Origin of the sequence: Desulfitobacterium sp. LBE, from assembly GCF_007830365.1 — a bacterium.
Taxonomy (GTDB): Bacteria; Bacillota; Desulfitobacteriia; order Desulfitobacteriales; family Desulfitobacteriaceae; genus Desulfitobacterium; species Desulfitobacterium hafniense.
In genome coordinates this window covers 3,860,339-3,887,316 of sequence record NZ_VLKD01000001.1, presented here as the reverse complement: position 1 = coordinate 3,887,316, position 26,978 = coordinate 3,860,339, and the positions used below count along the sequence as shown (strand labels likewise).

20 protein-coding genes are annotated in these 26,978 nt (G+C 35.4%); 4 read left to right on the top strand and 16 right to left on the bottom strand.

Annotated elements, in window-relative coordinates; genetic code table 11:
* Nucleotides 1–37 precede the first annotated feature (37 nt).
* The 5 genes from DESLBE_RS27480 to DESLBE_RS18455 all read right to left on the bottom strand — a co-directional run bounded on the left by DESLBE_RS27480 (nucleotide 38) and on the right by DESLBE_RS18455 (nucleotide 4,630).
* Nucleotides 38–1,339 (bottom strand): DUF429 domain-containing protein, encoded by a 1,302-nt coding sequence (locus tag DESLBE_RS27480; protein WP_172625450.1) that lies wholly within the window; start codon nucleotides 1,337–1,339, stop codon nucleotides 38–40.
* On the bottom strand, nucleotides 1,317–1,814 hold the full coding sequence (locus tag DESLBE_RS18470; RefSeq protein ID WP_144677841.1) for a hypothetical protein: 498 nt from the start codon (nucleotides 1,812–1,814) through the stop codon (nucleotides 1,317–1,319). The genes DESLBE_RS27480 and DESLBE_RS18470 overlap by 23 nt, the downstream gene beginning before the upstream one ends.
* Before the next feature lie 31 nt (nucleotides 1,815–1,845).
* Nucleotides 1,846–2,838, bottom strand: coding sequence for a WYL domain-containing protein (locus tag DESLBE_RS18465; protein WP_348981685.1), 993 nt, complete (start codon nucleotides 2,836–2,838; stop codon nucleotides 1,846–1,848).
* A gap of 83 nt (nucleotides 2,839–2,921) precedes the next feature.
* Nucleotides 2,922–3,959, bottom strand: coding sequence for a 5-methylcytosine-specific restriction endonuclease system specificity protein McrC (mcrC, locus tag DESLBE_RS18460; RefSeq protein WP_144677839.1), 1,038 nt, complete (start codon nucleotides 3,957–3,959; stop codon nucleotides 2,922–2,924).
* 5 nt (nucleotides 3,960–3,964) lie between these two features.
* Complete coding sequence (locus tag DESLBE_RS18455; protein WP_243131347.1) at nucleotides 3,965–4,630, bottom strand: AAA family ATPase; 666 nt, start codon at nucleotides 4,628–4,630, stop codon at nucleotides 3,965–3,967.
* 1 nt (nucleotide 4,631) lies between these two features.
* Here DESLBE_RS18455 and DESLBE_RS18450 point away from each other — a divergent pair.
* Nucleotides 4,632–6,199, top strand: a protein-coding gene (locus DESLBE_RS18450) for an IS3 family transposase (RefSeq protein ID WP_144677837.1) whose coding sequence is annotated in 2 segments (ribosomal slippage) — nucleotides 4,632–5,100 and nucleotides 5,100–6,199 — 1,569 coding nt in all. Because the reading frame shifts where the segments join, the coding sequence is not laid out codon by codon here.
* Between the two features lie 241 nt (nucleotides 6,200–6,440).
* Here the strand turns inward: DESLBE_RS18450 and DESLBE_RS27105 are convergent.
* The 7 genes from DESLBE_RS27105 to DESLBE_RS18415 form a co-directional block, all read right to left on the bottom strand.
* The gene (locus tag DESLBE_RS27105) at nucleotides 6,441–8,678 is read right to left on the bottom strand and encodes an EVE domain-containing protein (RefSeq protein ID WP_243131346.1); all 2,238 of its coding nucleotides are present in this window, start codon (nucleotides 8,676–8,678) and stop codon (nucleotides 6,441–6,443) included.
* Entirely contained in the window at nucleotides 8,671–9,654 is a 984-nt protein-coding gene (locus DESLBE_RS18440; protein WP_144677836.1) for a hypothetical protein, read from the bottom strand. The genes DESLBE_RS27105 and DESLBE_RS18440 overlap by 8 nt, the downstream gene beginning before the upstream one ends.
* A gap of 117 nt (nucleotides 9,655–9,771) precedes the next feature.
* Nucleotides 9,772–10,461 carry a phospholipase D-like domain-containing protein gene (locus tag DESLBE_RS18435; protein WP_144677835.1) on the bottom strand — a complete coding sequence of 230 codons (690 nt, stop codon included), beginning with the start codon at nucleotides 10,459–10,461 and terminating at the stop codon, nucleotides 9,772–9,774.
* Nucleotides 10,443–12,209, bottom strand: coding sequence for a DUF1998 domain-containing protein (locus DESLBE_RS18430; RefSeq protein ID WP_144677834.1), 1,767 nt, complete (start codon nucleotides 12,207–12,209; stop codon nucleotides 10,443–10,445). The genes DESLBE_RS18435 and DESLBE_RS18430 overlap by 19 nt, the downstream gene beginning before the upstream one ends.
* A gap of 1 nt (nucleotide 12,210) precedes the next feature.
* The gene (gene drmA, locus DESLBE_RS18425) at nucleotides 12,211–15,519 is read right to left on the bottom strand and encodes a DISARM system helicase DrmA (RefSeq protein WP_144677833.1); all 3,309 of its coding nucleotides are present in this window, start codon (nucleotides 15,517–15,519) and stop codon (nucleotides 12,211–12,213) included.
* Nucleotides 15,512–18,172: a DEAD/DEAH box helicase family protein gene (locus DESLBE_RS18420; protein ID WP_144677832.1), complete on the bottom strand. Its 2,661-nt coding sequence runs from the start codon at nucleotides 18,170–18,172 to the stop codon at nucleotides 15,512–15,514. The genes drmA and DESLBE_RS18420 overlap by 8 nt, the downstream gene beginning before the upstream one ends.
* On the bottom strand, nucleotides 18,172–18,939 hold the full coding sequence (locus DESLBE_RS18415) for a site-specific DNA-methyltransferase (RefSeq protein WP_243131345.1): 768 nt from the start codon (nucleotides 18,937–18,939) through the stop codon (nucleotides 18,172–18,174). The genes DESLBE_RS18420 and DESLBE_RS18415 overlap by 1 nt, the downstream gene beginning before the upstream one ends.
* A 198-nt stretch (nucleotides 18,940–19,137) precedes the next feature.
* Here DESLBE_RS18415 and DESLBE_RS18405 point away from each other — a divergent pair, with 198 nt between their 5' ends.
* From DESLBE_RS18405 to DESLBE_RS18395, 3 genes are all read left to right on the top strand, one after another.
* Nucleotides 19,138–20,400, top strand: coding sequence for an IS1380-like element ISEcp1 family transposase (locus tag DESLBE_RS18405; RefSeq protein WP_000608644.1), 1,263 nt, complete (start codon nucleotides 19,138–19,140; stop codon nucleotides 20,398–20,400).
* 235 nt (nucleotides 20,401–20,635) lie between these two features.
* Nucleotides 20,636–21,319: a Crp/Fnr family transcriptional regulator gene (locus DESLBE_RS18400; RefSeq protein ID WP_015262316.1), complete on the top strand. Its 684-nt coding sequence runs from the start codon at nucleotides 20,636–20,638 to the stop codon at nucleotides 21,317–21,319.
* 144 nt (nucleotides 21,320–21,463) lie between these two features.
* On the top strand, nucleotides 21,464–21,811 hold the full coding sequence (locus DESLBE_RS18395) for a hypothetical protein (RefSeq protein WP_015262315.1): 348 nt from the start codon (nucleotides 21,464–21,466) through the stop codon (nucleotides 21,809–21,811).
* Nucleotides 21,812–21,996: 185 nt separating this feature from the next.
* On the opposite strand, the gene DESLBE_RS18390 is transcribed toward DESLBE_RS18395, so the two are convergent.
* The 4 genes from DESLBE_RS18390 to DESLBE_RS18375 are packed head-to-tail and all read right to left on the bottom strand — an operon-like array spanning nucleotide 21,997 to nucleotide 26,918.
* Nucleotides 21,997–22,761, bottom strand: a complete 765-nt coding sequence (locus DESLBE_RS18390) for a site-specific DNA-methyltransferase (protein ID WP_144677830.1) — start codon at nucleotides 22,759–22,761, stop codon at nucleotides 21,997–21,999.
* A gap of 12 nt (nucleotides 22,762–22,773) precedes the next feature.
* A complete protein-coding gene (drmD, locus tag DESLBE_RS18385) occupies nucleotides 22,774–25,380 on the bottom strand; it encodes a DISARM system SNF2-like helicase DrmD (RefSeq protein WP_144677829.1) in 2,607 nt (868 codons plus the stop codon).
* A gap of 15 nt (nucleotides 25,381–25,395) precedes the next feature.
* Nucleotides 25,396–26,646: a DNA cytosine methyltransferase gene (locus DESLBE_RS18380; protein WP_144677828.1), complete on the bottom strand. Its 1,251-nt coding sequence runs from the start codon at nucleotides 26,644–26,646 to the stop codon at nucleotides 25,396–25,398.
* A 56-nt stretch (nucleotides 26,647–26,702) separates the two neighbouring features.
* Nucleotides 26,703–26,918, bottom strand: a complete 216-nt coding sequence (locus DESLBE_RS18375) for a helix-turn-helix transcriptional regulator (protein ID WP_144677827.1) — start codon at nucleotides 26,916–26,918, stop codon at nucleotides 26,703–26,705.
* Nucleotides 26,919–26,978: the final 60 nt, after the last annotated feature.

Here is a 26,978-nt window from a genome sequence, read left to right as displayed (position 1 = left end):
AATGTTCTATAAAACGGACAGTCAATCCTTTTAAAAGTTATTCAACATACACCATTTGCATTATAATTCCCCTACTATCCTGAGCTGGATTTTCTGGTATTGTCTTAATGCCTTTCTCTATCATCTCTTTGCCAATTACAGCCAAACACATTGCATCTATAACATCATCTGCCTTTTTTCGATAAGGAACATCTGCAAGAAACTTTTCCACTATCTGATTTGCATGAGGGTAATATCTTCTTAAAACATCTAATCTAGCATTTTGGCCGGCAGGAGTCTTTTTATCTTCAAGAATAGGCCTATCATTATTAAGCTTTGAAAAGCAGAATTCTGGGTGACTTTCTACCAGCTTATTCTTCCACTTAGGTCTTTTTAGTAAGAACTCATCAATTTGCTTTATAGCTTTAGCAATACCAAGACTTTGTTCAGATAAACTTTTCCCCATAACCTCAATATTATGATTTCTTGCATCAACCTTGTTTTCTGAGTAAATCGCCTGCCTACAAGGAACCTCAAAAATACTTGAACCCTTTTTCCCTAGCAACTTTTTGACAAATAGATCCGGTCTTAAGTCAGCCTTAGACTCTGGCAATCCAATTGGTATGTCAATAATATAGCTATCGCAGTTTGGGTAAGCATCACATATTTCATCAATTGTACTAAATTTTCTAACATCAAATTCACCATTTGATATATGGACAGCAACCCACTTACCATTACAAGCATCAATTCCAATACAGCTATAGTCAGATTGATGCCCCATCAGTTTATTAAAAGATGAAATGAATTCTTTCTCAACACTTGAAAAAACTCTTTCTGAGAAATCAGGTTTTATATATATTAATGGTACAATATCAAATATCTCATTCCCCATTAGTTCTAAAAATTCATAATATAGCATTGCATCGTCAACATCACTTATTTGCTTTTCTTCATCTTCATTCAGGAGTGTAATACCATATCTTTCAAATATAGAACTTTGAAGTCTTGCCTCGATATGGTAATACTCATGTAGATTTTTCTTCACAGGTCTTGTTATATCGGAAATATAACTCTCACTTGCATCATGAAGAAGGCAGCAAAGTTGAACTTTTTTTGAGTACCCTCGGCTTTCAGCCTCTCTGAAACAGTTTATTGAATGTTGTGCAACAGAGTAAAAGTGCTTGAAATGTCCATTTGCTCTTGTCATAAGCGACAGTGCGTGTGCGATATCTAAAATATCAATATCTTCCAATATAGGTTCTAATGGAAAAAACTTTGTCTTTGAATATGTTAAGATGTAATCTCCCATGATGACCCCTTTCACAATATTTTTACTAACCTTTAACCCATTTTTCAATAAAATTCCAGTCTCTTACTTTCCCGTTTTCATGTAAGATTTCAAGGTATACTCCATCACCCTTACCAACCTGCCAAATAGCTTGAGCTGAGTTGCCATTATCACTGATCCCTTTATTTTTTATATGTTCAAAGAACCGGTCTTTTCCAGTGCCGAAAGTTTCAGTTACATAGGCTACAAGGTATATATCAATAACACTAGCCCCAAAATCAGAAGGTCTTTTTGAGAGAATATGCTCCCTAACAATATCTTTCCATGCATATGAAGGAGCCGATAATATCCTGCTTTTAATTTCTTCAATCAGGTATGCTTTATAACTTCTTTTTTCCCACTGCTTTAATTGTGAGAAATCGCCATTGACCTCAATAAGCTTCTTTAACATGTTTTCTAAATTGCATACTGTCGGAATAACTTTAACATCAATACTACGACCTCTTAAATTATCAGGTAGTTGAAATCCATTGGGTTTATCCATTATTAACACCTCTTTCAGTCCATTTATTATTTCATTCATATTGCGCCAAGATATCATGTATATTGCTCTTATATTTTTCAATTACAGCATCAGGAGAAAGTATTTTTACCTTAGCACCGAACTGAGACAACCAGGCAAAGAACGTTGAGCTAACAGCAACTTTAATCCATATATAAAAACAATCATCATCCAATTTCCCAATCATAATCTCTTTACCAAATCTATCGACTACTGCATTAACAAGCGAATTATCAAACTGCAATTTTACAGTAACCTCTTCACCACCAAACATGTTGAAGACTTTCTTAGAATATTCAGCAATATTAAAGTGCTCATTTTCTGGTAATGGTTCTCTTGAACTTTCACATAATTCAATGTCAGACATTCTATCAACCCTGTAATGGGTGAAGTCATTATACTTATGAGAAAATGTAACTAAGTAATAGTTTTCATCATCCCAAGAGAGCCCATAAGGACTAACCGTGTATCTATTTCCACTTTTTCTATAAACCTTTTCTTTCTTAATGTCATAATCAAAATATTTGAAGGAAACCTGTTTATTTTCAGCTATGGCAGCATGAAGCCTGTCCACGTTATAATAGATACTCTCATTAATCGTCTTGACTCTATTTGATACATAGACTTGTCGATGTAAGGACAATGCTTGATGTGAACTTGCAAGACTCTCAATCTTCTTTATAAGCTCATTGCTTTTTTTATGCGTAACAAACTTAGAACATTGCACAGCATCTACCAAAAGCTTCAATTCTGGCAGCTCAAATACACGACTTGCAATAAAATAATCTGTCGTTTTTGATTTGCGTGCTGTTATATCCAACCCATAATTTCTAAGAGCCTCAAGATCGTCATAAATAGACTTACGTTCCGCTGTAATATCATACCGCCCAAGTTCAGTAATCATCTCATTAATGGTCATGGTATTTTCTTCGTCTGTCTTCTCAAGTAGCATTTTCATTAAATATAGCAGCTTCAATTTTTGATTTGAACTTTTTGCCACTGTCATCACCTCATATTTATATTCCAAATAATTACACCTCAAATGATATCATAATACCAATTGAGGTGTCCAATAAATCGTATAGTGTTTTATATAACTTTTGCAATATCAATTAAACGATGATGGATATTTTCCCAACTTGTATTAAGATTTAATGTTTTTACATATATCTTTTTACCTTGAATACTATAAACAAAGTCCATATCTGTATCCACAACAGGATAAATAAGCATTCCTGACTTATTGCCAGTAAATGTACTGTTATTGATATAAGTATAAATCTGATAAAGATTGCCTGAGATCAGCTTTTTAGTATCACCAACATTTCGAACCTGAAGTGCGTTTGAATAATACTTGGCATCCATAATCAACTGTTCTTTTTCATTTTGTAACACTATATCAGTTCTCATGATTGGCAAAAAACTGGCTCCAACATGCTCAAAGCCAGAGTCTTTGTCCCACTGGAAAATAGGAGAGTAAACCTGCACCTCTGATAACTCTTTCTTATAAAAATTCAGTATAAATTTTTCATATAATGCAGCCATTCTGCCGTCTCTGATAAAATCTTTAAATATTGTCTCGCCCTTTTGTGACGAAACTAGGATCTCATCAAACAAGAGCTCACAGATGTCTATTATCAATCTATAAAATCGATTATTTCGATGATACCTAATGCGTGAAAAATGCTGCTTTTGTAGCTGAATTAAATCAATGTCTTGAAAATAGCGATTGATATTCATAAGCTTTTCTCTAATCTGTTTATCAATTCCTTTATATTTTACAAGATTTGTGATAGATGCTTTAATGATTTGATTAAACAGAACATTAGAGGAGAGCTCATCGTACTCACAATTAAGCTTCCCTACTATATGATTCTGTCTTTTCAAAGTTTCATTTATATCAATCTTGCCTCTTAGCAAAGGCAGCTCTTCAGATAAGTTGATATATTCTCTGTTAAAACCCCTTTTAATCAAAAGGCCTAGCCCATTTACAAGGATTTTCCCGAACAGATCATAGATATTCTCAAAAACCTCATCTGCTAATTTGACATTCTCTCCTTCTTTCAAAACATCGTACGCATAACTAAGCATATAGTAAATATTCCGGATTGGAATTTCATTCGCCATTCATATCACCCCAGTAAGTAATCCATATATTCTTGAGCTTTTTCTTCATTGTCAAACCAATATTCTTCAATTAGCGGATTAATCTCATATTCAATAACGCTTTGATACCAGTTTTCATCAGTAGACGGGTTACAGAAATAACTATGGCCAATTTTGAATCCTCTGCCCAAATTGCCATCAGCTGCGATTTGATTGTTTAAATAATTCATTCTGATGATGATTTTTTCGATCAGGTCTTCGTGTATCCCATTATCAACTAAATGCTTTCTGAACGCATGTGTTCCAAATGCAGGCTCCATTTCAATAAAGCAGAACCTTCTCCTAAGTGCATAGTCAATCATTGCCAATGATCGATCTGCTGTATTCATCATCCCAATTATAAATACATTCTGGGGTACATAGAAACGGCTATCAGGTTTATAAGTCAGTGGCACAGAGAACTTTGAACCTCGTTTATCATTCTCAATTAACATCAAGAGCTCACCGAATATTTTACTTAAGTTTCCTCTATTGATTTCATCAATAACAAAATAGTAATCTCTTGTTGGATCATTGGACGCTTTTAAGCAAAATTGATGAAAGATACCAGTTCTTAACCCCCCTGTGTTAGGATAGTTGACGTAGGGATCAAAGAAAAGTATCCTTGAAGAGAACACAGGAGGAGAAAACAATATGAGATATCCCAAGGAGTTAAAAAACTCTATCATTGAAAAGATGTTACCGCCAAACAATCAGTCACTCAGTCAGATTGAACAAGAGACAGGTGTTCCCGAAGGGACCTTGAAGTTGTGGCGGAAGAAAATACGTGAAAAGGGCTTTGCCGCCCCTGCTGGTGAACAGCAAAGCGAACAGTGGAGCACACGCGACAAGTTTCTAATCGTGGTTGAGACCTCCACTCTTAGTGAGATTGAACTCTCGGAATATTGTCGTAAGAAGGGTTTGTATGTTGAACAAGTTAAGTCCTGGCAGGACAACTGTCTGCAGGCAAACGGCGGTGTGGCTCAGGAACTGGCCCTCGCACAACGACGAGAAAAAGAAATCGAAAAAGAGTTAAAAGATGTTAAGAAGGAGCTTCAGAGAAAAGAGTCAGCACTGGCTGAAACAGCAGCTCTGCTTGTACTAAGAAAAAAAGCCAATGCGATTTGGGGACCAAAGGACGAGGAAGTCTGACCAGCACTGCGAATCGCGTCATAATTATTAAGCTGGTAGAAGAAGCAATAGCAAGCGGAGCACGTCAACAGCTTGCTTGTGAAGAAGTTGGCTTATCGGTACGAACCTTTCAACGCTGGTGCAAAGCCGGTGAACACGGAGCCGATCAGAGACCCGTGGCAAAGCGTCCAGAGCCGGCGAATAAACTTACGGAAGCAGAACGCAATGAAATTCTACAGATTGTTAATCAACCTGAGTTCAAAAGTTTACCTCCTAGTGAAATTGTTCCAATCCTTGCGGATCAAGGAACCTATATCGCCTCCGAATCAACCTTCTATCGAATCATGCACCAAGCCGGTGAACAGAATCACCGAGGTCGCCAAAAGGCACCTTCCAGCAAGCCTAAATCCACTCATTGCGCTACCGCACCGAATCGTGTGTGGTCTTGGGATATAACCTATTTGCCCGGACCGGCTAAAGGTCTCTACTTTTACCTATACCTTATCTTAGATATTTATAGCCGAGACATCGTGGGGTGGGAAGTCTGGCACGAAGAAAGTGCAGAACATGCCAGTCAACTTATTCGACGGGCAGTCATGGCCCAAAATATAACCCGACAAGAAGAACCCTTGGTTTTACATTCCGATAACGGGAGTCCGATGAAGGGAACATCCATGCTGGAAACTCTTTATCAACTGGGCATAACGCCTTCAAGGAGTCGTCCGAGAGTGAGCAACGACAATCCTTATTCAGAGTCCATCTTCCGGACCTGTAAATACCGCCCAAGCTATCCCGTGGGAGGATTTGCTACAATTAATGATGCCAGAGCATGGGTCAAGGAATTTGTCCATTGGTACAGGTATAACCATCACCATAGTGGGATCAAATTTCTTACACCACACCAGCGTCACAGTGGCCAGGGTGAAGAGATCCTTAAGAAACGTCATCAGCTCTATGAGGCTGCGAAGGCTCGTCATCCAGAACGCTGGACACGTCAAACAAGGAACTGGACCTTACCGAATGAAGTATGGCTTAATCCAGAGAAGTCTCAAGAAGAGAATCTTGTTGAGTCTAAAACGGACGTTTCATAGGGTGTTTAGGCGTTAAGTGTCAGGGTGACACGCGGGATACCGAGGCCGTAGGCTGAGGATATGCGCGCTGGCATCCCAGTGACACTAGCGAACAAATACGCTAAAGGACCGAAGGGGCTTTTTGATCCGCAGATCATAAAAGTTCCTTCTGGCAAGCGCCGAGCGTCCGGGCTTGTTTTGTCGTGATTAACACATCAGATAATGAGATAATTTTGATCATATGCGACAACTATCTTGACAATTACCGTAACTCAAAACCGCCACCTTCAACAGGTCTGAATCCCATCACAAAATCCTCATAGGAATAGTTCTGATGGAATTGGATCATCTCAATCCTTGTATCATCCATACAACCCATCAGGGAATATGCTAATCTTTTAGCTGCAAATGTCTTTCCTACACCAGGAGCGCCTTGCAAAATGATGTTCTTCTTTCTGTTTAAAAGTATAGCAATCTCATCATATTGTTGCTCTGAAATGAAAACTTCCTTCAAAAAATCTTCTCGATTGTATATTTCTATAGCACTTTTGGGGCTTGACGGTTCCTCTTCCTTAATCAAATCCATTACAGCCTCAAATTCATCATGCGTAAGTTTAAATAGACTACCCCTAGGTGTTTTGAAATACTCCATGTCTTTTAATTCTTCAATTTCAAGCAAATCGCTATATTTAATTGGGTTAATCAAATTCTGAACTTTTTCAACCCATATCTTTTCTCCATCATGTTCCTGCGATATTTTGCATATAGCAACAATAGCCTTTTCTGGATATGATTCATAGCCAATAACAATATCCCCGATTTTTGCATTCTCGAAATTTTTATAGATCTTACGTTTATGCCCATTTTCGTTGATAGATGTGTATTCAACAACCTGTCCCACTTCAATATTACTAAAGCTCCATATTTTAGGGCTTGCATTGAGCCACCAGTAATTCATATCCGCTGAAGTATTCACTTGAGTTTGGACAATTATTTCATCAGAAATCAATTCTTGCACTCTCATATTAAAACAAGGTATAAGTATATGTTTTTCAAACTCTGCAAAATCGCTTCTTGGCACTCGCCAAGCGGTAGAATTATAATTTGGTGTCCATCCTTTTTGTGAAGCAGAATATTGATAATCAGGATTTTTTGAATATGCCACTACTTCATAACTCCTATAAAGCCACCCCTCAGTCTTAGTGTCAAGCTGCATCGCTTCGGAAGTAATCTTTCCAAGTAGTTTTACACCGCTATTTCCATGGCATAAGTAAAAATAATCACCAATCTTAATACCCTTTTCAAACTCAGCACCTTGTCCTTTTCCCGTATCTCTATGGACCGTAATAATACTTTGATCCAAATATCGTTCTCTTTCTTCTGCTGTAAAACTACCATTATTTCCATGAGATACTTTCCATATATTGATTTTATCATCTTGCTGTATAGTGAATATATCCGGTTCATCTTCAATTGTCTCTTTGCTACGGCCATATATAGACAGCTTCATATCCATTGCTCTATAATTCCTAAACAGACATTTTTCATCTCTAAATTTCTTCAGCTGACTCGCATTTTGGACATAGTATTCCAATTCTCTTGGCTTTATTAATGACACACCTTCAATTAGAAAAAGTGAAGCAGTATCATTTACTGCACTATTCATGATAGGAAAGGTCGTTGGCTTCAAACAATGTAGCATCACTGAAGCAGCAGCACTTTGCATTCCTCTAATGCCTTTTTTAATTGTTTCGGCAGTTTTTTGGAACATTGCTTCATCATCAGTCATATCTTTTAGGTCAACACAAAGCGAGATAAACTCTTCTGCACTTTCTTTATCTGCCTTTGAGGCAAATGTATGAAAACCAGTGCCGAACATCCCAATTGACCACCCTAACTTTTTAGCTTCACCTTCAATATTTTCATATTCATGCTTCTCCGCCTTTTCTTTTACTCTATCTAAAACTGCCAATAGTTTCTCTTTTTCTTTACCATCCAAATGACTATCCCTGATTTTCTGCCTTTTAACATCTATTCCACTCCGCCAAGTTCCAACCACCATAAAATAGAGCAAATCAAGATCCTTGATATCAAGCTGACCCTTTTCAACTGTTGACAATGCCTGAACCGTTTCTCTTACAAGTTCATATGACCCGTCATGCTTGTCTGCTTCTACATCAGCAACTGTTTTAAGTTCCTCAATCATCTTGTTATCTTTAAATTCTATGTACAACTTCAAAGCAGCTTTGAGAGTATGAGTCCCATTGTATATGTCCCCATCAATAGGTATATTGTGTTTTGGTTTAATTTCAAGCTTTTTGTCAGTAGTCGTGTAAGTCAATTGCTCTATAAGGCTTACACAGCGATCAGCATTGTATTGTTCATCAAGATCTCCATAGAATTTTTCAATTCTCAAACAGTTTGAAGATCTTGTATTGCTTGTTGTTGAGTCAAGTTTTTTAAAACTTTTGAGCCAGTTATAAAATAAATCCTTATTCATTCTGTATCCCCCCTATTTTGCTTAATCCATCTGATAATTTCCTTATATGTTTTAATAATCTCATAGCATCCGGATTTTTTATTATCACTCGCTGGCCTATCCTATATGATACATCTCCCGAATTCTGTATGTACCTTTCATCTATCAATCCATTATTATGTTCGATTAAATGCCTTTGTTGAAATAACATGTGTATATCATCAATTTCATTTTGAGAAAGCCAAGAATCGTAGCCCTTTCCAGTAGCCTCTTTAAATAAGTTGCTACCTTTCTCAATTATTTGAAAATCATTAACTCTAACCTTTTTATCTGGCATAACTTGTCTAAAAATTTCTTCTGCATACTTTTGATAAGCTGAAACAATATCACCCAATGTGCCTTCTATCATAGAGCGACACATTGATTCAGCTTTATCTTTTCCATAACTTCTTTCAAAGGTACTATATATATCTTCGATAGACTCAATCATCTTTTGAACTGTATCTAAAGATTCATTGAAAACACGTTCAACTGCATTGTGGCCACAACATGGACAAAAGTAAGCACTACCAATTACACTATATCGAGTTTGACATTTTTCACATGTTATTTCCAATTCCCATTCAGGTCTTTGCCCTATAGGGTTATTAACAAATGATATTTTTTTACCCGGCTTATAAGTTATTTGAACAAATTTATTGCCACGTGTACTTCGAGCCATTTTCCCAAACATCTTATCAAATTCATTACTGATGTAAGATTGAGCGTAACTAGCAGCTATCTCCTGAAAAGCATCAATTTGCTCATGAGTGTACCACTGGTCAGATGGTGCAGCATGTCCACACATAGGGCAAAACACCTGCTCATCTAATACTTTTTCTTTCCAGTCTTCCATATATACTTTAAAAACAAATTCGCATTTTTCATTTGGGCACTGTCTGTCATAATAACCCTTTTCATCTGATTTGAATTCTACAGGTATGCTAATGTCTGACAATTACTTCACCTTCCTTTATATGATTATATGATTGATTTTCAAATTACCTTTATACAACGACACCTCTAATGATTTAATATTATCACAAGAGGTGTCCAATAAAACGGATTATGAATCTCACAATTTTTTAAATACCTTTTGTGTTCTTAATTGCTTAAATAGCTCCTCCACATTACTAGCTTTCCTTACCGAATCAATGACAACACCCATTTCAACATTACCTTCTAACCCATGATAAGAAAGGTTTGAAGATGAAATGAAAGTTTTACACCCATCAACAACTACAATTTTGGCGTGCAGAGCGGCCATCTTATCATCACCTTTGTTATAATCATAAATGCTCATATACCGACCTTTATACATTTCCAATTTATCCAACTGCTCTTTTTTGCTATTGAAGTCATTAACGTACAAATTGATATAAATACCTTTCCGGCTTTTTTCAACGAGCACATCTAAAAGATCACAGAAATAATCAGATATTGAATATCCAGTTAGTGTGATGCTTTTCTGTGCCCCATTTATAAGCTCTTTAATAACAACACTTGTCTTAAGGGCTTTAAGCTTAAAGCTATTAGGTGCAGTGATAACTAATTCAACTTTCTCAGTAACCCTGTAGTTATATAAACTTATAGCCATTTGTATTAGATCAAATGTCTCTTCATCGGTTAATACAGGGAACTTTTCTTTTATTGACCGAAATGATTGTTTAAACACCTGTAGGTCGAATAATTCTCCACCAAATCTTTCTACTTCTGAAACAAGCGTTTCAACTATAATAGCTATACCTATACTTCGATCCCGCATAAATCTCTCACCAACTCTCTAAAGTAAGCACTCTCTTCCTTTGAGGGCAGAGGAACTACAAGTGAACGATCAAGAAGTCTATTCCCACTTTCACATGCAGTTTCAGCAATCATGACACATGAATGGCAAGCCACTCCATTGAGATCATCAGAAGAAGGTTCACTCATCATACATTCTGGATCGGTCGTACAAAGCATCGCATTTTCAAGCGCCTGCTTTAATACTACAATCAATTTACTCATTTCACCAATTTCAACAAGTCCGCCCAACGAACCTTCTTTATCCGCACTACCAGTATAAAGAAGTACTCCACACATATTCTCGCTACTATAAACTCTTTCCTTAATTGCCGACGAGGAATAACCCGATTGCATAGACATTTCTTTAATAATTAGATGAGCAAAAGTATGCAATAAAACATATTCTGCATTTCTCTCTTTATACTTTGTCCAGCCTCTTGAGCCACAAAATTCGTTATAGAACTTTTTATATTGATCCGATAATTGTCCTGTTCTAAGTACAGAATTCCATTTAGAAATTGTTTCTTTATTAAATTCTATGAAAATACCTTCGCCATTAATTTCAACTCCAGGAAGCCAAGACTCACCAGCCTTGTTCTTTGTTAGATATACAATGTTCTTTGCATCTTCTACTTCTGGTTCTGGCGAATCCATCCTCATAAATCCAAGCAATACCATGACTTCTCTTAGCCTGTGAATTTTAACAACCCTAGAAAAGTATTTTGACAAATACGTCGGAATAGGCTCTTCTTCAGCTTTGAAATATTTAACATCCGTCTGGTACATCAAGTCATTATGGTGGGTAATAGCTGCATATTCCATTTCTTTAATTTCAATGAATTCTTTAACCTTTTCATCTCTTCGCTTAACAGCTTCAATGAATTCTGCCTGAGAGCAAACTCCAGTAAAGTGTTTTTCATATATTTTTACGATCGCCTCTTCGCCTATGTACTCTCTCAAATTTAAGATATCTCTATAATGTTCATCTATCATAGCATTTAAAGGATTTATCCAAGGTGGTATAGATATTGCACTTCTAATCACTGGAAAATAAACATTTGAGGCTCCTCTTTGTGAAGGTATACCTGGCTTATCGCATTTCGAGTATAGACCATTAAACTTTTTAATCATTTTAGGATTGTGTGGATGTCTGCCACTACATTTCAAGCCTGCAAAATTCTCTGACTGAGTTGATCCACTCATTGTTCTTGAGGCACCACACTCACACTTTACAATGATTTCAGCAAGTGAAGAGGTATTACCAGTAGACACTAATTTTAGATCTCTCCTACACGTAGAATCCCCGTGATGAACCCACCAACGCCATGGAAAGTCATCTAAATGACCATCTGTACAAGACATAATAAATCTTGCCGGATACGCTTTAAAGCCACAAATAGGGCAAGTAGGACCGTTTTGCAAATATTTGTCTACATCAAAATTTTCACTAATATTAAACAGATTACTACATGTGCTTTTTTTACATATATGATAATTCGGAAACGAAACTACTGGAATATCTCCTTGCCATGAAGTCTTTGGAGTTTTAAAGTTATCCACCCCAAGGTATGAAGCAAGTCTAGAATCATAAATTGTTTTACCATATTTATCCCAATAATTAATATCTAGCACAGTCACAGAATCATCAACCACGTCTAATATCGCCCCAGGGCCAAAGGTTGTAATTAATTGGTTTGGTCTTAATTCTCCAAGTTTATTTATTTTCATCCTATTGAGCCCCCTCTGTGTAATAATATAATGCTGATGTGCTTTCTACTTCCCTCATTGAGTTAAGTGTTGGTTTTTCTTTTGGTGTACAGAACTCGTTATAATAGTTCAACAGTCTATTGAATTTTTCTGTATTTTTAACATAGTAATACAGCTTTTTATCGCCATTGCTAAGATGTTTCCATTCATCAATAAAAATATCCATTTCTCTGAGAGTATCATCATTAGCTTTTGAAGCAACAACTGCAACTCTTTGCAAAATTATTTTTTTTGCTTCTTGTAGAACTGTATCTGCCGTGTCATCAATTCTACTTGCACCTTCATTAATAGCCAGTTCCCCGTTTTTCAATCTCAAAAGTGATACCAGCAAAGCATGAAGAACCCTATCTCTTGCACGAGCCGAGAAAGGTGTTGCAGTAGTACCTTCAACATATCTGTACATATGCGAATGGAACCCTTTAAAGTTTTCATAATGAGATAAGTCTCTTGGTCTATATGGATTATAAATTGTTACCACAAGTCCAGGATACTTTCTACCAATACGGCTAGTTGCCTGTATGTATTCAGAATTTTGCTTTGGTTGACCCATAACTGACATTAGCCCTAATCTATCAACATCCATTCCCACCGCTATCATATTTGTTGCAATAGCAACGTCTAAACATTCCTTATCATTCAAGTCTAGTGTTAGCTTTTCAAGTAGTTCAGCAATCTGATAGGAGGATACACGAGAAGTTATTTCTTTTGTTCTATTCAAATATCTAGTTGATCCATATCCATATTTTTTAACAATACGTTTGATTCTGGCTGGAATGTCATCCTGTAATAATCTAACCGTGCCGCCGAGCTCTCGAATACTGTTAAAGTATCCAATCAAGGTATGGTATGGATCTACATAATCTTTGTACGCGTCGATTTTTGATAGTTCTAATGCTTGTTGTAGTAGAACTGAGTAAACTCTTAAAATTGTTGTTTTCATGGATTTGCCAGTAGCACAAATGCCACAATATTTTCTAAATGGCTTTACCTCAAGTGGAATTTCTTTAATAAAATAGCTATCACTAATATCAAATCCACTAGGAGGGAATTGTGAAAAATTGTCACGCCCATATAAACATCTAATTTGTGCATCTGCATTCTTAATTGTAGCTGTCGATACTATATATTTGGGAAGTATCTTCTTCCCATTCTTATATACTGAACATAAATCCTCAATAACTGTCTCATAAGCACCATAAATTGTTCCAAGTGGACCGGTTATTAAGTGCAACTCATCTTGTACAATTAATTCTGGTGGGTAGAAAGATTTTGCTCCAACTGTTTGTGTTGCGGGCAATACTTTCTTTTTGTTGTGTTTACCTTTATGATCCTCTCCTACTGCTATATAACCATGTCGTTCACAGTACCTATCTGATTTACCAAAAAGTAATCCCATTTTTTCATCCCATGGCAACCTTGCGAATTTATCAACAGTTGAAATAATAACAGTAGGGCATTTTCGATATATTTCCTCATCAATCAGATATACTGGTATTGTTACGCTATTAAATTTATAAAAAAGACATTTCGAATCTGGACAATGAATTTTAACTTCACACTTGTCGGTATCTATATCATAATTGTCTTTTTTTATTGCAGTTCCACACATTGGGCATACTATAATTTGTTTTGTAAGTTTATTTATAGCTTGAGGACCTTTTTCAGTATCATCCAATTCTTTAAAGTTATTAGGTGTGACCCCACCGCCTACCCAAAAACCTATAGAAATTCTTTCTTTACCATAGATCTCAGGGTTTTTACTGCGAATTATTTCTGCTGCACAAATCATTTTAGTTAATCTATCACGTTGTTGCGTGGTCAATAAGCGTAGAGTATACCTTAAGAATACTGTAACTCCACCATCTTTTTCATACTCAGTTTCACTTGATGCAGTTAATCTTCTATATCCAATAACAAAAGCAATTAACCCTAAATAAGCTTCTGTTTTACCTCCACCAGTTGGAAAATATAATAGATCTACATTATCTCTATAAGTATCAAGTGGATTAGCACTACTTGCGATGTTTAGTAGAATAAATGCAATTTGGAACGGTCTCCATGTGCTATGATCTTCTTTACTAAAATCTCCAAGGCTACAATCTATTCCTTTTCCATGTTTACTTGCAAATTGCGAGATACTTCGTTGTAAATACATCGCTTGATTCATAAAGCAAAATGCCTTAAAAACGTCATCATTAATTTCAAGTAAGTCTATGCCCTGTGTTATCCTATTATAAGCCTTCTGGCATTCATCAATAATCGGTTCGCCTTTTTTAGCAAATGTAGAATCTTGCATTTTATCATTTTTATTTAAGTCACCAATCCAATGAGCATATTCATCGCTCAAAGCTCTTAATTTTGCTATTGTTTCGACTTTGTTAGAAGGTCTCGACATGAACCTCATTGAAAAGTATTTCTCTCCAAAGCTTTCCAATTCAGGACTTACGCCATTAATTTCATGCGTAGGAATAAATTCCGTCGTAATCTCATACGCCTTATCACTATCTGCCCTCTGCCAACTTACTGCACAACCATGCCCTCTGGAGTAAATAGGTCTTTTCTCATAGTAGAACTCATCTGATATTTCCTTTTCACGACACTTATGTTCAGGCAAGAAAATATCACTCTCATCAGTAGCCTTGACAGATATTTCAGCTTGAAACATTACATTTTCAAAATCTCTATCTTGACTAGACTGTTTGCCGTTATATAGATAAACCGATACCAATTTAATATTGTTTTTCAGTTTGAACTGGATAACCCGAATTTTCACCAAGGCGTCAGTTACTAATGGTATATCATGTGTCTTATCAAAGCCTTTCAAGTCAACAACTATTGACTCTGTTTTTTGCTCACGTATATACACAGTTTTTTTGCTTTTCTTTTTTCCGCTTTCAACGTCTTCTTCTTGTTCAACTTTATCTTTGCAGTATTCACCCCATTTAGCTTTGACTTCAAATTTCGCCAATTCTTCTATAACATAAAAACTTAAGCCAATAGAAGACTGCTGCTTGAATTTTGCAACCACCTTATCTTCATACTCTTCATCCGCAGTCTCACTCTCATCAGTTATTGTATCACTGATAAAGTCATTGTTTTCAAGTTCAAAATCACTCGGCAATTGACTCTTTAGTGGGTATAGCATTCCAGTAATATATGTGCTTAATGGAGATTCATCAAGCATTTCCTCCACTTCGCTCGGACCTATAAGATCTGTATTTAAAGCGTTAAGCATTTCTTCCCTAACCTTAGCATAAATAAAATCACTCATTTGCCAGCCCCTCCAAATTCTCACTCATTCCCATAGTATATTTAAAGTTGTTACCAATGGCAATGTTTTGACCTGAAATGAGCCTGAATTTCCATTCTTTTTTATCAGCATCTACACCGGTAGCACATTCACACCACTTAATCGCTGATTTTGCTTTATCTAAAACATCTTCATCCTTGGTCATATTGCTTGCCTTAACTTCAACTAAATATTTTGAATCAGCTGTCTCTACAATAAAATCAGGATTATACTGGTGCCCCGCCTTGTAGAATAATCCCATTTGATTAAGCGGTGGTTTGATCCATCTTAATACTTCTTGATCTTCTTCCAATATTACAGAGAGCTTGCGTTCATCATCACTATCAAAGCCGTTATCAGGATAATATGACTTTTTATATCCGGTATAAAGATATTGTCTAATATTCTTTTTATCAGCAATCTCTTTCTTGAAATCTACTTTTCCATCTGGCTTAACATTTTTTACAAACTTCCCAAACAGTATTAAATCTTTTTCAACATTATAGATGAACTCAGTGTGTTCTTCTTTAGCAGCATATACTTGTTTTCTGATATCTTCAATAATTACAGTTGCATAGCGTCTTACAATTTTCTTTTTATCTTCAAAACTGCCCTCTATAAGATTGATGTACTGTTCAACAACATCAATAATGTACTCAGCATCATTAGAATCAAATTCATCGATAGAATCCAGCAGCATACAAGCAAGCTCATTAACAGGATCTGGTGTTTCCAGTGTTACAGCTTCAATCGACATTAAAAGCTTATCATTAATAACGTCGTACCTTTCTATAAATGAAGAAGCTGTATCAAAATCTACAATGTTTCTTTTGATTGCTACAGGCTTGAAATCAATCGTAGAGCTATAGCCTATACTAATTCTTGGAACACTCACTGAACGTTGTGCCACTTTTTTAATTTTGTCTATAAACTCGTCTTTCTTCATTACTGGTAACCTTGGCTTATGCTTGGTATTTGGTACATCATTTTCTGTTGTTTGAACATTATCTTCTACAGTTGCTGTGTTGTTTGCAAACGATTCAAGATCAAATATAGACATCTGATCAACCTCTTTATCATCCTTGACCGGTTTTAGTTCTTTGGCATATGCTTTTAAGTAGCCTTTATAAAGTTCCTCTTGGATTTTAAGGTCATTAATATCTTGAAATGATTTTATCGCAGTATACTCTACCGTTTGTGCAAAAAGAGCCATTTGGCCGTCATTAAATTCAGAGACAATATCAACAGATTTGTTTTGAGGAACATCGTTCTCATCCAAATCTCGGGTCTTAAATATCGGATTAGATTTCACATCATCAATGAGTTCTCTGTAGTGATCGTGTGCAACAATGTCAAGCGTATCCAATTCATCCTGTCCAGTTATTTGACCAAAAGGTAAACGAAGCCCACGGCCTATCGTTTGCAACGCTAATATCTCACTTTTGGCTGCATTCAGTGGAACAATTGTAAATAGATTATTTACGTCCCAGCCCTCTTTTAATTTATAGACGTGTAAAACTATTTCAATAGGGTTTGTATTATCCTCTATCGTTAATAGTTTTCTAATATTATCATCAGATTCTACCCCTGATGTTCCTGAATGGATCTCTATAACTTTACCTTTATAACGTCCGTCAAAGAACTCATCCGAATCAATGGCATCTCTCACTTCTTTTGCATGAGTCGTATCTTTACAAGATATTAATACTATGGGCTTGACTTGTGGTAGATTATTTTCCACACAGTATTTATAGACTACTGCCTTCCGTTGCTCATGAAGCTTAATTCCATCTTTCATTTTCATTTCTTCAATATCTGCAGCACTGAAACCTGCTGTATTGGTTCTACCCATTACAACTGGTATTTTTAAGTATTTTCCAGCACCCTTAGCCAAATCAAAGCTATAAATAATATTTTTATTTTCAGGTTTAGGTGTTGCCGTAAACTCTAAACCTAAAATTGGGTTCAAATAGTCAATCGCCTTCTTTGACGCAGGTGCATAATATCTGTGAGCTTCATCCATGCAGATTACTAAATCGTCAAAGCTCTTTAACACTTCTGCAAATGATCCACCTAAGTTTTCTTCAAACTCATGAAACTTGAATTGCACATCACCACGTTGAAAGATTTTACCAATATTAAATATAAAAATTTGTATCTCCGATGTTTTTTCAACATGAAGCTCTTGCTGTATATATTTAGCCGGATAGTTTAAATAGTTTTCGCCATCATATATTTTAGGTCTACCCATTTCAGCCTCTAAACCTTTAAACATATATTTCGGATGATGGGGCATGGTTTCTTTTCGCAACTTATCATAAATAGTATTGCCTGGAGCTAATATAAAGAAGTGCTTATAACCCTTCGTTTTATATAAATAATAAATATTTGCTCCCATTAATCTTGTTTTACCAATACCAGTTGCCATTTCAAAACAGAATGATGGAAAGTTTAAGTCACTATCAATCTTAATATTACGATTATTTTCACAATTTTCTTTGGCAATTTTCTCTGCTTCTTCTTTTGTACATGTCTTATACTCCAACCTAGAACTGATTGCATCTAAGTATGTGAGAGCTTCTAATTGTGGTTCCCTCAAGCTCATTGCCCAGTTAATTTTACTAACGATACTCATTATAAACCCTCACTTTCAAAGTTGCATTTAGCAAGCAAATCTTTTGGTATTTTCTTTATTTCAACATTTTCTGGCAAAATCATAGCCGATTGCTTTTTAGTACAATATATTAACAAAGACTGCTTTTTGTCTAGATTCTTAGTTACAGAAATAATATAACTGCTATTTACAAATTCGTTTGTTACATGGATAAACCTATTTTCAGAAGAAGTTCCATGATACTCCCCCACTGGCTTATATTTAAACCCTTCTAGTTTGCAAATTGCTTCAACCATCATTTCGAAAGTATAGGAAGGATTAATTTGGTATATTGGTAATCTCTCGTTTTTAACAAGTAATGATTCTGCAAGTTCATAGAACTTGAACCCTCCTCCACCATTCCAATTTACCAGTTTTGATATTCCACCCTGTTCACCATCTATTACTACATTTAGTCTAGGAATTACATGTGTATAACAGTGTTGCCCCAATTCTATTCCAATCCATTTTCTGTTCATTTTATGAGCAACAGCTACTGTTGTTCCACTTCCTAAAAAGCTATCAAGTACAATATCTCCTTCTTCTGTGGCAAGAGATATTACTCGTTCAATTAGTCTCTCAGGCTTTGGTGTGTCAAAATTCTGCTCCCTATTAAATAACTTTTGAATTTCTTTTGTTGCTTCTGTTGCTGTTCCAACATCATCCCACAAAGTTCCAACAGTTATCCCTTTTGCCTCTGATAAAAATCTTTTTTGTTGAGGTTTTGAAGTTCCATTTTTCCCAAACACAATCTTATTATCCCTAGATTCTACGTCAGTACTTCAAAAAGCATAATCAAAGCCTTGATAAATATGCGTTCCTTCGAAATTCAGCTTTCACCCATTGGGTGAAAGAAAAGTGCTCAAAAATATGTTAAATTATCAGCTTTTATGACTCGATATATGGTAAAATAATAGTAAGAAAAGTAGTAAAAAGGGGTTCTAATTATGATTAATAAAATTGATTTCAAAGCTAAGAATCTAACATCAAATGCAGGTCTTTTTCTGCTCCTTGAGAATGCAAAAAGCAATGGGATTTTTGATTTTATTGAAAATGACCTCGTATTTGATAATGACTCAACAAATAAAATCAAGATGAATCATATAAAGACCATGCTCTGCGGTCACTTCATTGGCATTGATAAGTTAGAACGTCTAAAGCTACTTCAAAATGATCCCCTCGTCAACGAGTTTGATATTTCCGTAAAAGAACCTGAAACAGTGTCACGGTTTCTAGGAAACTTCAACTTCAAGACAACCCAAATGTTTAGAGACATTAATTTTAAAGTCTTTAAAAAACTGCTCACTAAAAGTAAATTGACATCCATTACGATTGATATTGATAGTAGTGTAATTAACGTAGAAGGTCATCAAGAAGGTGCGTCAAAAGGATATAATCCTAAGAAACTGGGAAACCGATGCTACAATATCCAATTTGCATTTTGCGACGAATTAAAAGCATATGTTACCGGATTTGTAAGAAGTGGCAATACTTACACTGCAAACGGTGCTGCGGAAATGATCAAAGAAATTGTTGCTAACATCAAATCAGACGATTTAGAAATTTTATTTCGAATGGATAGTGGCTACTTTGATGAAAAAATTATCGAAACGATAGAATCTCTTGGATGCAAATATTTAATTAAAGCCAAAAGTTATTCTACACTCACCTCACAAGCAACGAATTCATCAATTGTATTCGTTAAAGGAGAAGAAGGTAGAGAAACTACAGAACTGTATACAAAATTAGTTAAATGGGAAAAAGACAGAAGATTTGTCGTATCTCGCGTACTGAAACCAGAAAAAGAAAGAGCACAATTATCACTTTTAGAAGGTTCCGAATACGACTACTTTTTCTTTGTAACAAATACTACCTTGCTTTCTGAAAAAGTAGTTATATACTATGAAAAGCGTGGTAATGCTGAAAACTATATCAAAGAAGCCAAATACGACATGGCGGTGGGTCATCTCTTGCTAAAGTCATTTTGGGCGAATGAAGCCGTGTTTCAAATGATGATGCTTTCATATAACCTATTTTTGTTGTTCAAGTTTGATTCCTTGGACTCTTCAGAATACAGACAGCAAATAAAGACCTTTCGTTTGAAGTATGTATTTCTTGCAGCAAAAATAATCAAAACCGCAAGATATGTAATCATGAAGTTGTCGGAAAACTATCCGTACAAGGGAGTGTATGAAAAATGTCTGGTATAATAAGAATATCATCAATAAAATTGAGTGTTGCTCTGTGGATAACTTGCAGAGTTTATTAAGTATCATTGCAGCAAAGATGAAATCAATGATTTATCAAAAATGATTGAAAGGTGGTTGTAAATAATGTTACAATGTGTGAGAAGCAGTCTAAATTCTTCGTGAAATAGTGATTTTTGAAGCTAATAAAAAACACACGTGGAATTTAGGTTTTCTTTATAAACATAGGGGGAATTGCATGAAACGTTGCCTCATCTGCCTAGAAGAATTGGATCTGTTTCGGGGTCTGGAAAAAGAACAGATTACAAACTTGTGTCAATGTACAAATAAAAAACGGCTGTCCAAAGGACACTATCTTTTTTATCAAGGGGATATTACAAGTACTATATTTCTTGTGAAATCAGGAAAACTTAAACTTGTGCAAAGTGCTGAAGATGGACATGAAACAATTCTGGATATCTGTGGTCCCGGTGAGGTACTAGGTGAGTTGTCGCTATATCAAGAACAAAAGGAATGTTCTAGCGCGTTAGCCATGGAAGAGGCTTGCATCTGTTGCTTTAGTAAAATGCAATTTGAAATGTTAATTAAGAAAGATCCTTCTTTTGCCTTAAGGATAATTGATTACCTTGGGCAAAAGCGTTATGCCAATATGAATTCAGATAAGGAAACTAGACGAACTGTAAAAGAAAGATTATTAGGTCTATTTTATAACCTTGCCAACCAATATGGGAAAAAGCTGCCAAACGCGACAATGATCGATTTAATAATTACGCAGCAGGAATTAGCTGATATGATTGGTTCTTCACGGGTAATGGTCATTCAGGCCCTTAATGAGTTAAAAGAAGCCAAAATAGTCGACCGCACTAACAGATATTACATATTAAAAGATGACCCTTGTCTTAGTACGCACATATTTAAATAATAGGGTCAAGCAGCTACTTCTCTGATTTTTAGGTATGGAAATTCAACTTTTCAAATTTTTTTATTAATTGTTAAATACTTAACAGTATTAGAAACATAAATCACCTTATAATAAATCATAATTATATTCTAGGAGGGATTTTCTTTGATAGCTTTAGGTCCTATAGAAATAATGAATCATACTCCCTGGCATTTTCTGGCTGCATGTGTGCTCCTGGTCTTATTTTTTATCGCTACTTTTAGTGATGACCAAAACCTAAAAACAAAACTCCGTAAAATCATGTATGTTGTCTTTGGCTTCGCAGTATTAACAGGATGCTATGTTTGGACACTTGTTGATTTTAGCCTTCCATTGTTAATCAAGAGCATTGGAGGTTTCGCACTCTTTTGGGTGATGATCCAACTCACAAAGAACCGATTCAATAAACTTTATTGGGGGTTATTTATTTTAATTGCCGCTGTAGGTTTGACATTGGCTTTCGTCTACATTTAATTGAATTAATTAACCTGTTATAAGACTAATTATCCGAAACAATATCAGGCCGCTTCTAACGGAGTAAAGGGTTGAACAAAGGGAAATACAAACGCTGTCAAGTAGTAAAATATACTATAGAAATTGATTAAAATGGGGGGCTGTAACGAAACTTAGCCCCAAGCGAAAGACGTCAATTATGGCGTCTATTCTTTTTGGGGTGTTGCAGGGTTGCATAGATTTTCCGTATCCTTTAGTAGTTTTAAATATTCATCTTGCGTTGTTCTCCAATGTCTTCCTTGTGGAGGATTATAAATTGTTTTGGTATTAGGATTTTCTATAGCATAGCTTAAATTAGTTCTTACTTGTGGCGCATCGAAAGGGTCTGCAACCCACGGACCTCGAGGATCGTTATCTGGGTTTGAAAACTTCTCTACATCCACCGACATTTTATTTATTACTACCTTAGTCTTATCTTTTGCATAAACAAAAATATAGTTATGTGACAAACTAATCAATGTATCGTTTTGTTTAGATTTTCTAGAATTCCATATTATAGTAGCAACAAAATTACTTTCTCCGAAAATCTCATCAGCCAATATTTTAAATCTAAATGCTTCGTTATCATCCAGAGTGATCCATATACTCCCATCATCACTTAGTAAATTATGCAAAATCTCCATCCTTGGTTTCATCATGCATAGCCATTCTGAGTGTTCTAGCCCATCTGAATAATGTTCAAAAGCAGAACCAGTGTTATATGGCGGATCAATATAAATACATTTGATTTTACTAGCGTAATCTTGTTCTAATGCTTTTAGTGCAATTAAGTTATCTCCATGAATAAGCATGTTTTCCGAATTTTGTTCGCCATAGGATTTCGATTTATCTTCAACCAAAATTCGCGGCTCAACTATTTTTTCTTCATATTTGCCAACCCAAGTTAGCTCCAATTTCCCTTGCTTTTTCATTCATTTATCCTCCTAAAATTTCACGACTACTTTTGCAAATAGTACAGGATCTATTTCAAATTGCTTTTCAAAATCATTAATTAACTGACTTGCTTCTTCATCAATTTTTGCTAAAGATTGATGAAATTTGATTATCATTTCATCTCGTTCTTTTTCCTTTGCTTCAGCTTGCTTTTTGAAGTCAATCTTTTCCTTGAAGTTCTTAGTTGCAAACGCTTGATCCTTTAACACAGATATTCCTTTCTCGAGCTCAGCAATCTCAAGGTTAAAATAGTCTTTTCGGAGAAGAGTCCAATTCTCAATTTTCTGTTTGTTGTAATCAATAGCTGTTTTATTACGTCCAAAATGTTTAATCATCAGTTCGCTATAAATGCTATCCCCACACTTAACCAAATCATTATTAGCTATCGAAATAGATTTGATATTTCCTTCATTTATCTTCTCTAGCATTTCAACAATTTGACCCTCGCTTAAATCTATCTTATTGCCCTTTTCATCATAAACATATAAAAACGGCAAAATAAAATTCTGATTATTATATAATGCTCCCATAAAAATATAGCCATGATTTAATCCGTATTTAGTTTTATTTTCAATACTTACCTCGAAGGCTGCTGGATATTTCAAACCTTTCACAGGTGGTTGTACTTCTTTCCATTTTTTTAGCTCTTCCAAGTACACCAGCACTTCAGAAAGAGTATTTTTAAAACTACTAGAGTGTATTGCTTCATCATCTGTTAATAAAGTCTTAAGTTCTTGGAATTTAACATTTCTTTTACGTTCAAACTCTTTCTCTAATGCTTTAAATTCTTTATTGAACTCACCAATACTATTACATTTCTGATATATCTGCATTATTCTTTTTTCAAAATCCATTCCTGATTCCAATAATCCTAATGCTTGATCTGAGGCACCAAATACACCTTCAAATAGCTCGAACTTTTCTGAGAGTATCTCATATACTCTCTTGTCTGCCACATTTTCGGTATTAAGTAAGTTGATAACAATTGTGTCATTCACTTGCCCATAACGGTGACATCTGCCTATTCGTTGCTCAATTTTTTGTGGATTCCAAGGTAGATCATAATTAATTACTGAGTTGCAGAACTGGAGGTTAAGACCTTCTGATCCAGCATCCGTCACCAACAGAACTTTACAATTATTCTTAAAGTAATCCACAATTGCATGCTTCGTTTCGACGTTTCTACTGCCAAAGGCTTTACCATAATTCCTAGCTTTCCATGCTTTGTATATCTCAGTTGTCTTCTTATCTGTTGGATTCCCATTAAATAGAAGCACCTCACCTGCATAACCTTTATTTATTAGTTCATTGTAAAGAAATTCCTGTGTTCTGATTGATTCGGTAAATACTACTGCCTTTTCATTTATGCCTAATTCTCTTTGTTTCTCAAAAGCAGTAACTAGTGCATTCATAAGCGCATTAGCCTTTGCATTTGTAGTTATACTTGTTGCAAGTTTTATTATGTCATCAACAACATTAATTTCATGCTGAATAAATTCATTTACCTTATCTCTGTCATAAAGCTCTGTTTGTTTTAATGCATTTTCTTCATCCTCATAGTCATCATCTAAAAAATCAAAGAAATAATCTAATCCTTTTTCTACACTTTCAAGTCGAGTACTCTCTTTCAATGCAGTGAGCCTGTCCTTTAAAACTTCAAAAGTAGCAGCCACCGCATGACTTGATGAAGCAAGCAGCTTACGAATTACAACTGTTATCAAGCTTCTGTTTGATGATGGAATAGCATAAATAATATCTTTCTTTAGATATTCATTTACCATAACATACAAAGCTGCCTCTTTAGGAGACAGTTTAAAATCTACCGTAATACAAACTCTCTGTTTGAACGAAATATAATCAGCAACATCTTTTCTGAGAGTCCTTTGTAATACTGGCTTTATATGCGTTTTTAGTTCAATAAATTCTTTTGTTTTAATATATTTCTTTGCAAAAAGTCTCTTGTCAAAAAAGATTTTTTCGTCAATGAAATATACCAGTCCATAAAGGTCAAGCAAGTTATTCTGCAACGGTGTTGCAGTTAACATTATCTTTGGGATTCCTTTGGTAATTTCATATATTTTTTTTGCAGTTTTAACTCCCGATTTATGTACATTTCTTAGTTTATGCGCCTCATCGAACACTACAAAATCCCAGTCGGTTTTACTAAATAATTCTGCCTTCATAGAAGCATATGTATATGAGCAAATAACGACAACTGGCTTTTTATTATCTTTGCCTACTTGCTCATAGTATTCATCAATATTAAAGCTATCTACAACAATAGTGTTAATATCAAATTTTTCTTCTAATTCAATTTGCCATTGTTTTCTTAGATTAGAAGGCATTATTAGAAGTATTCTTTTAGCACCTGCATGCAAAACATATTTTATTACCAAGCCCGCTTCAATAGTTTTTCCAAGTCCAACTTCATCAGCAAGTATCACTCCACCTGACTTTAGAGATGCAACGGCAACACAAAATGCCTCTATTTGATGAGGGTTAATATCAATATCAGACCCACTTAAACAATAGTATGGATTGTGTTGTAATTCAGTTCTTTTAATTTGTCCATATTCTTGGATAAGCAAGTTTTGCATTTTACAGCTCCTTCTTTAAATATTTTCTAAAATATTTCTAATCCCTCGTGCTAATCCTTTAGCCATCAACGGGGGTACTGCATTACCTATTTGAACAAACTTAGCTGCTCTTGGACCCTCAAAGTAATAATTGTCTGGGAAGGATTGTACTCTCGCAGCTTCTCTAACAGATAAAGACCTGCACTGTGTAACATCTGGGTGGATAAAATAATGTCCATCTTTAGAGATATGTGCAACCATAGTATGAGAGCACTGAATATCATCCGCAACCACCTTATATCTATCTAAAAATGCATTCCTATTCTTATGTGTACACAATTCTTCCGGTAAATCAGTATATCTCAACCTTCTATGCTCTTCATTCCAGGCAGTAATTACTCGTCTATATATTTCAATATCTCTTGGGTTATGGAAACGACATGTATGATGAGTCAAAATATCATCATCAGTTCTAATACCGCTCCCCCTCAAATAGTCAGTTGGCTCTGCAATATAGACATTGTTCTCAGTTGCTCTTTCAAGCCCTATCAGATCACTTAAAATATCGTTAACCGTAGCCTGCACCTCAGTAATTCTAAACTCCGGATATGTTATTTCTAGATCAGCTTGCCAACCGATAATTATTACTCTTTTTCTATGTTGTAATACACCAAAATTAGCAGCATCCAAAATTCGGTGATCAACAGTATATCCCGCCTCATTAAACTCTCTTATAATATTTTCAAATGTTGCCCCATTATTTGCAGTCAAAATACCTGGTACATTCTCAAATATAAACATGCGTGGTCTATATCGATTTAAAAATCTAATATACTGCCTATAAAGAAAATTTCTTGGGTCATTTCTCATGTTATCTGGGTCTTTTGCTCGCCCTATTAATGAGTATGCCTGACATGGCGGACCTCCAATAATAACATCAATATTATGAATATCAGCGTTTTCTAGTATCTCATCTATGGAAGCGAATATTTCACCTGTTGTCACATCAGATATTTCTCTGTTAATTACTGTATCAAGCATACCATTTGGCATTCGTTCAAAAAGCTCATCACGAGTGGTTTCACCGCGCTGATAACTTCTGTATTCATCTAGTCTATTGTTTTCTCTTAAATAATAATAACAAGTTCTTGTTTTTAATGTCATAGAAGCGTGTGGGTTCATTTCAACGTGAGCAACAGGAATAAATCCTCCATTGGAAACAAAACCCTCTGAAAGACCGCCAGCACCTGCAAATAAATCTATAAAAGTCAAATTCCTATCGTTCATAGCACCATCCCAATTCCTATGTCCTAACGCAGGACAATGTTGTATTTATTATTAATTTAGCCACTAACTTCATCATAAAACTCAATAATATCCCCAATGCTGCACTCAAATAGTTTACATAACTTATCTAGCGTATCGTAATCTATCCTCTGAGTCTTGTCGTGATACAAATTGGCAATTGTACTACGAGCAAGTCCCGTTTTTTCATAAACATCTTGTATGTTATACCTCTTAGCACCCATCAAAATGGACAGTTTGCTCCTAATTGCCATACCTACACCTCACTAACTTTAGGATACACTTTCACAACTAAAAGAATAACACACTTACTG

What these genes read in the sequence shown, in the direction of transcription:
- DESLBE_RS18470 (WP_144677841.1), bottom strand. Translation starts at nt 1,814, where the DNA reads ATGGATAAACCCAATGGATTTCAACTACCTGATAATTTAAGAGGTCGT.
- DESLBE_RS18465 (WP_348981685.1), bottom strand. Translation starts at nt 2,838, where the DNA reads ATGACAGTGGCAAAAAGTTCAAATCAAAAATTGAAGCTGCTATATTTA.
- mcrC (WP_144677839.1), bottom strand. Translation starts at nt 3,959, where the DNA reads ATGGCGAATGAAATTCCAATCCGGAATATTTACTATATGCTTAGTTAT.
- DESLBE_RS27105 (WP_243131346.1), bottom strand. Translation starts at nt 8,678, where the DNA reads ATGAATAAGGATTTATTTTATAACTGGCTCAAAAGTTTTAAAAAACTT.
- DESLBE_RS18435 (WP_144677835.1), bottom strand. Translation starts at nt 10,461, where the DNA reads ATGCGGGATCGAAGTATAGGTATAGCTATTATAGTTGAAACGCTTGTT.
- DESLBE_RS18430 (WP_144677834.1), bottom strand. Translation starts at nt 12,209, where the DNA reads ATGAAAATAAATAAACTTGGAGAATTAAGACCAAACCAATTAATTACA.
- drmA (WP_144677833.1), bottom strand. Translation starts at nt 15,519, where the DNA reads ATGAGTGATTTTATTTATGCTAAGGTTAGGGAAGAAATGCTTAACGCT.
- DESLBE_RS18420 (WP_144677832.1), bottom strand. Translation starts at nt 18,172, where the DNA reads ATGAGTATCGTTAGTAAAATTAACTGGGCAATGAGCTTGAGGGAACCA.
- DESLBE_RS18405 (WP_000608644.1), top strand. Translation starts at nt 19,138, where the DNA reads ATGATTAATAAAATTGATTTCAAAGCTAAGAATCTAACATCAAATGCA.
- DESLBE_RS18400 (WP_015262316.1), top strand. Translation starts at nt 20,636, where the DNA reads ATGAAACGTTGCCTCATCTGCCTAGAAGAATTGGATCTGTTTCGGGGT.
- DESLBE_RS18390 (WP_144677830.1), bottom strand. Translation starts at nt 22,761, where the DNA reads ATGAAAAAGCAAGGGAAATTGGAGCTAACTTGGGTTGGCAAATATGAA.
- drmD (WP_144677829.1), bottom strand. Translation starts at nt 25,380, where the DNA reads ATGCAAAACTTGCTTATCCAAGAATATGGACAAATTAAAAGAACTGAA.
- DESLBE_RS18380 (WP_144677828.1), bottom strand. Translation starts at nt 26,646, where the DNA reads ATGAACGATAGGAATTTGACTTTTATAGATTTATTTGCAGGTGCTGGC.
- DESLBE_RS18375 (WP_144677827.1), bottom strand. Translation starts at nt 26,918, where the DNA reads ATGGCAATTAGGAGCAAACTGTCCATTTTGATGGGTGCTAAGAGGTAT.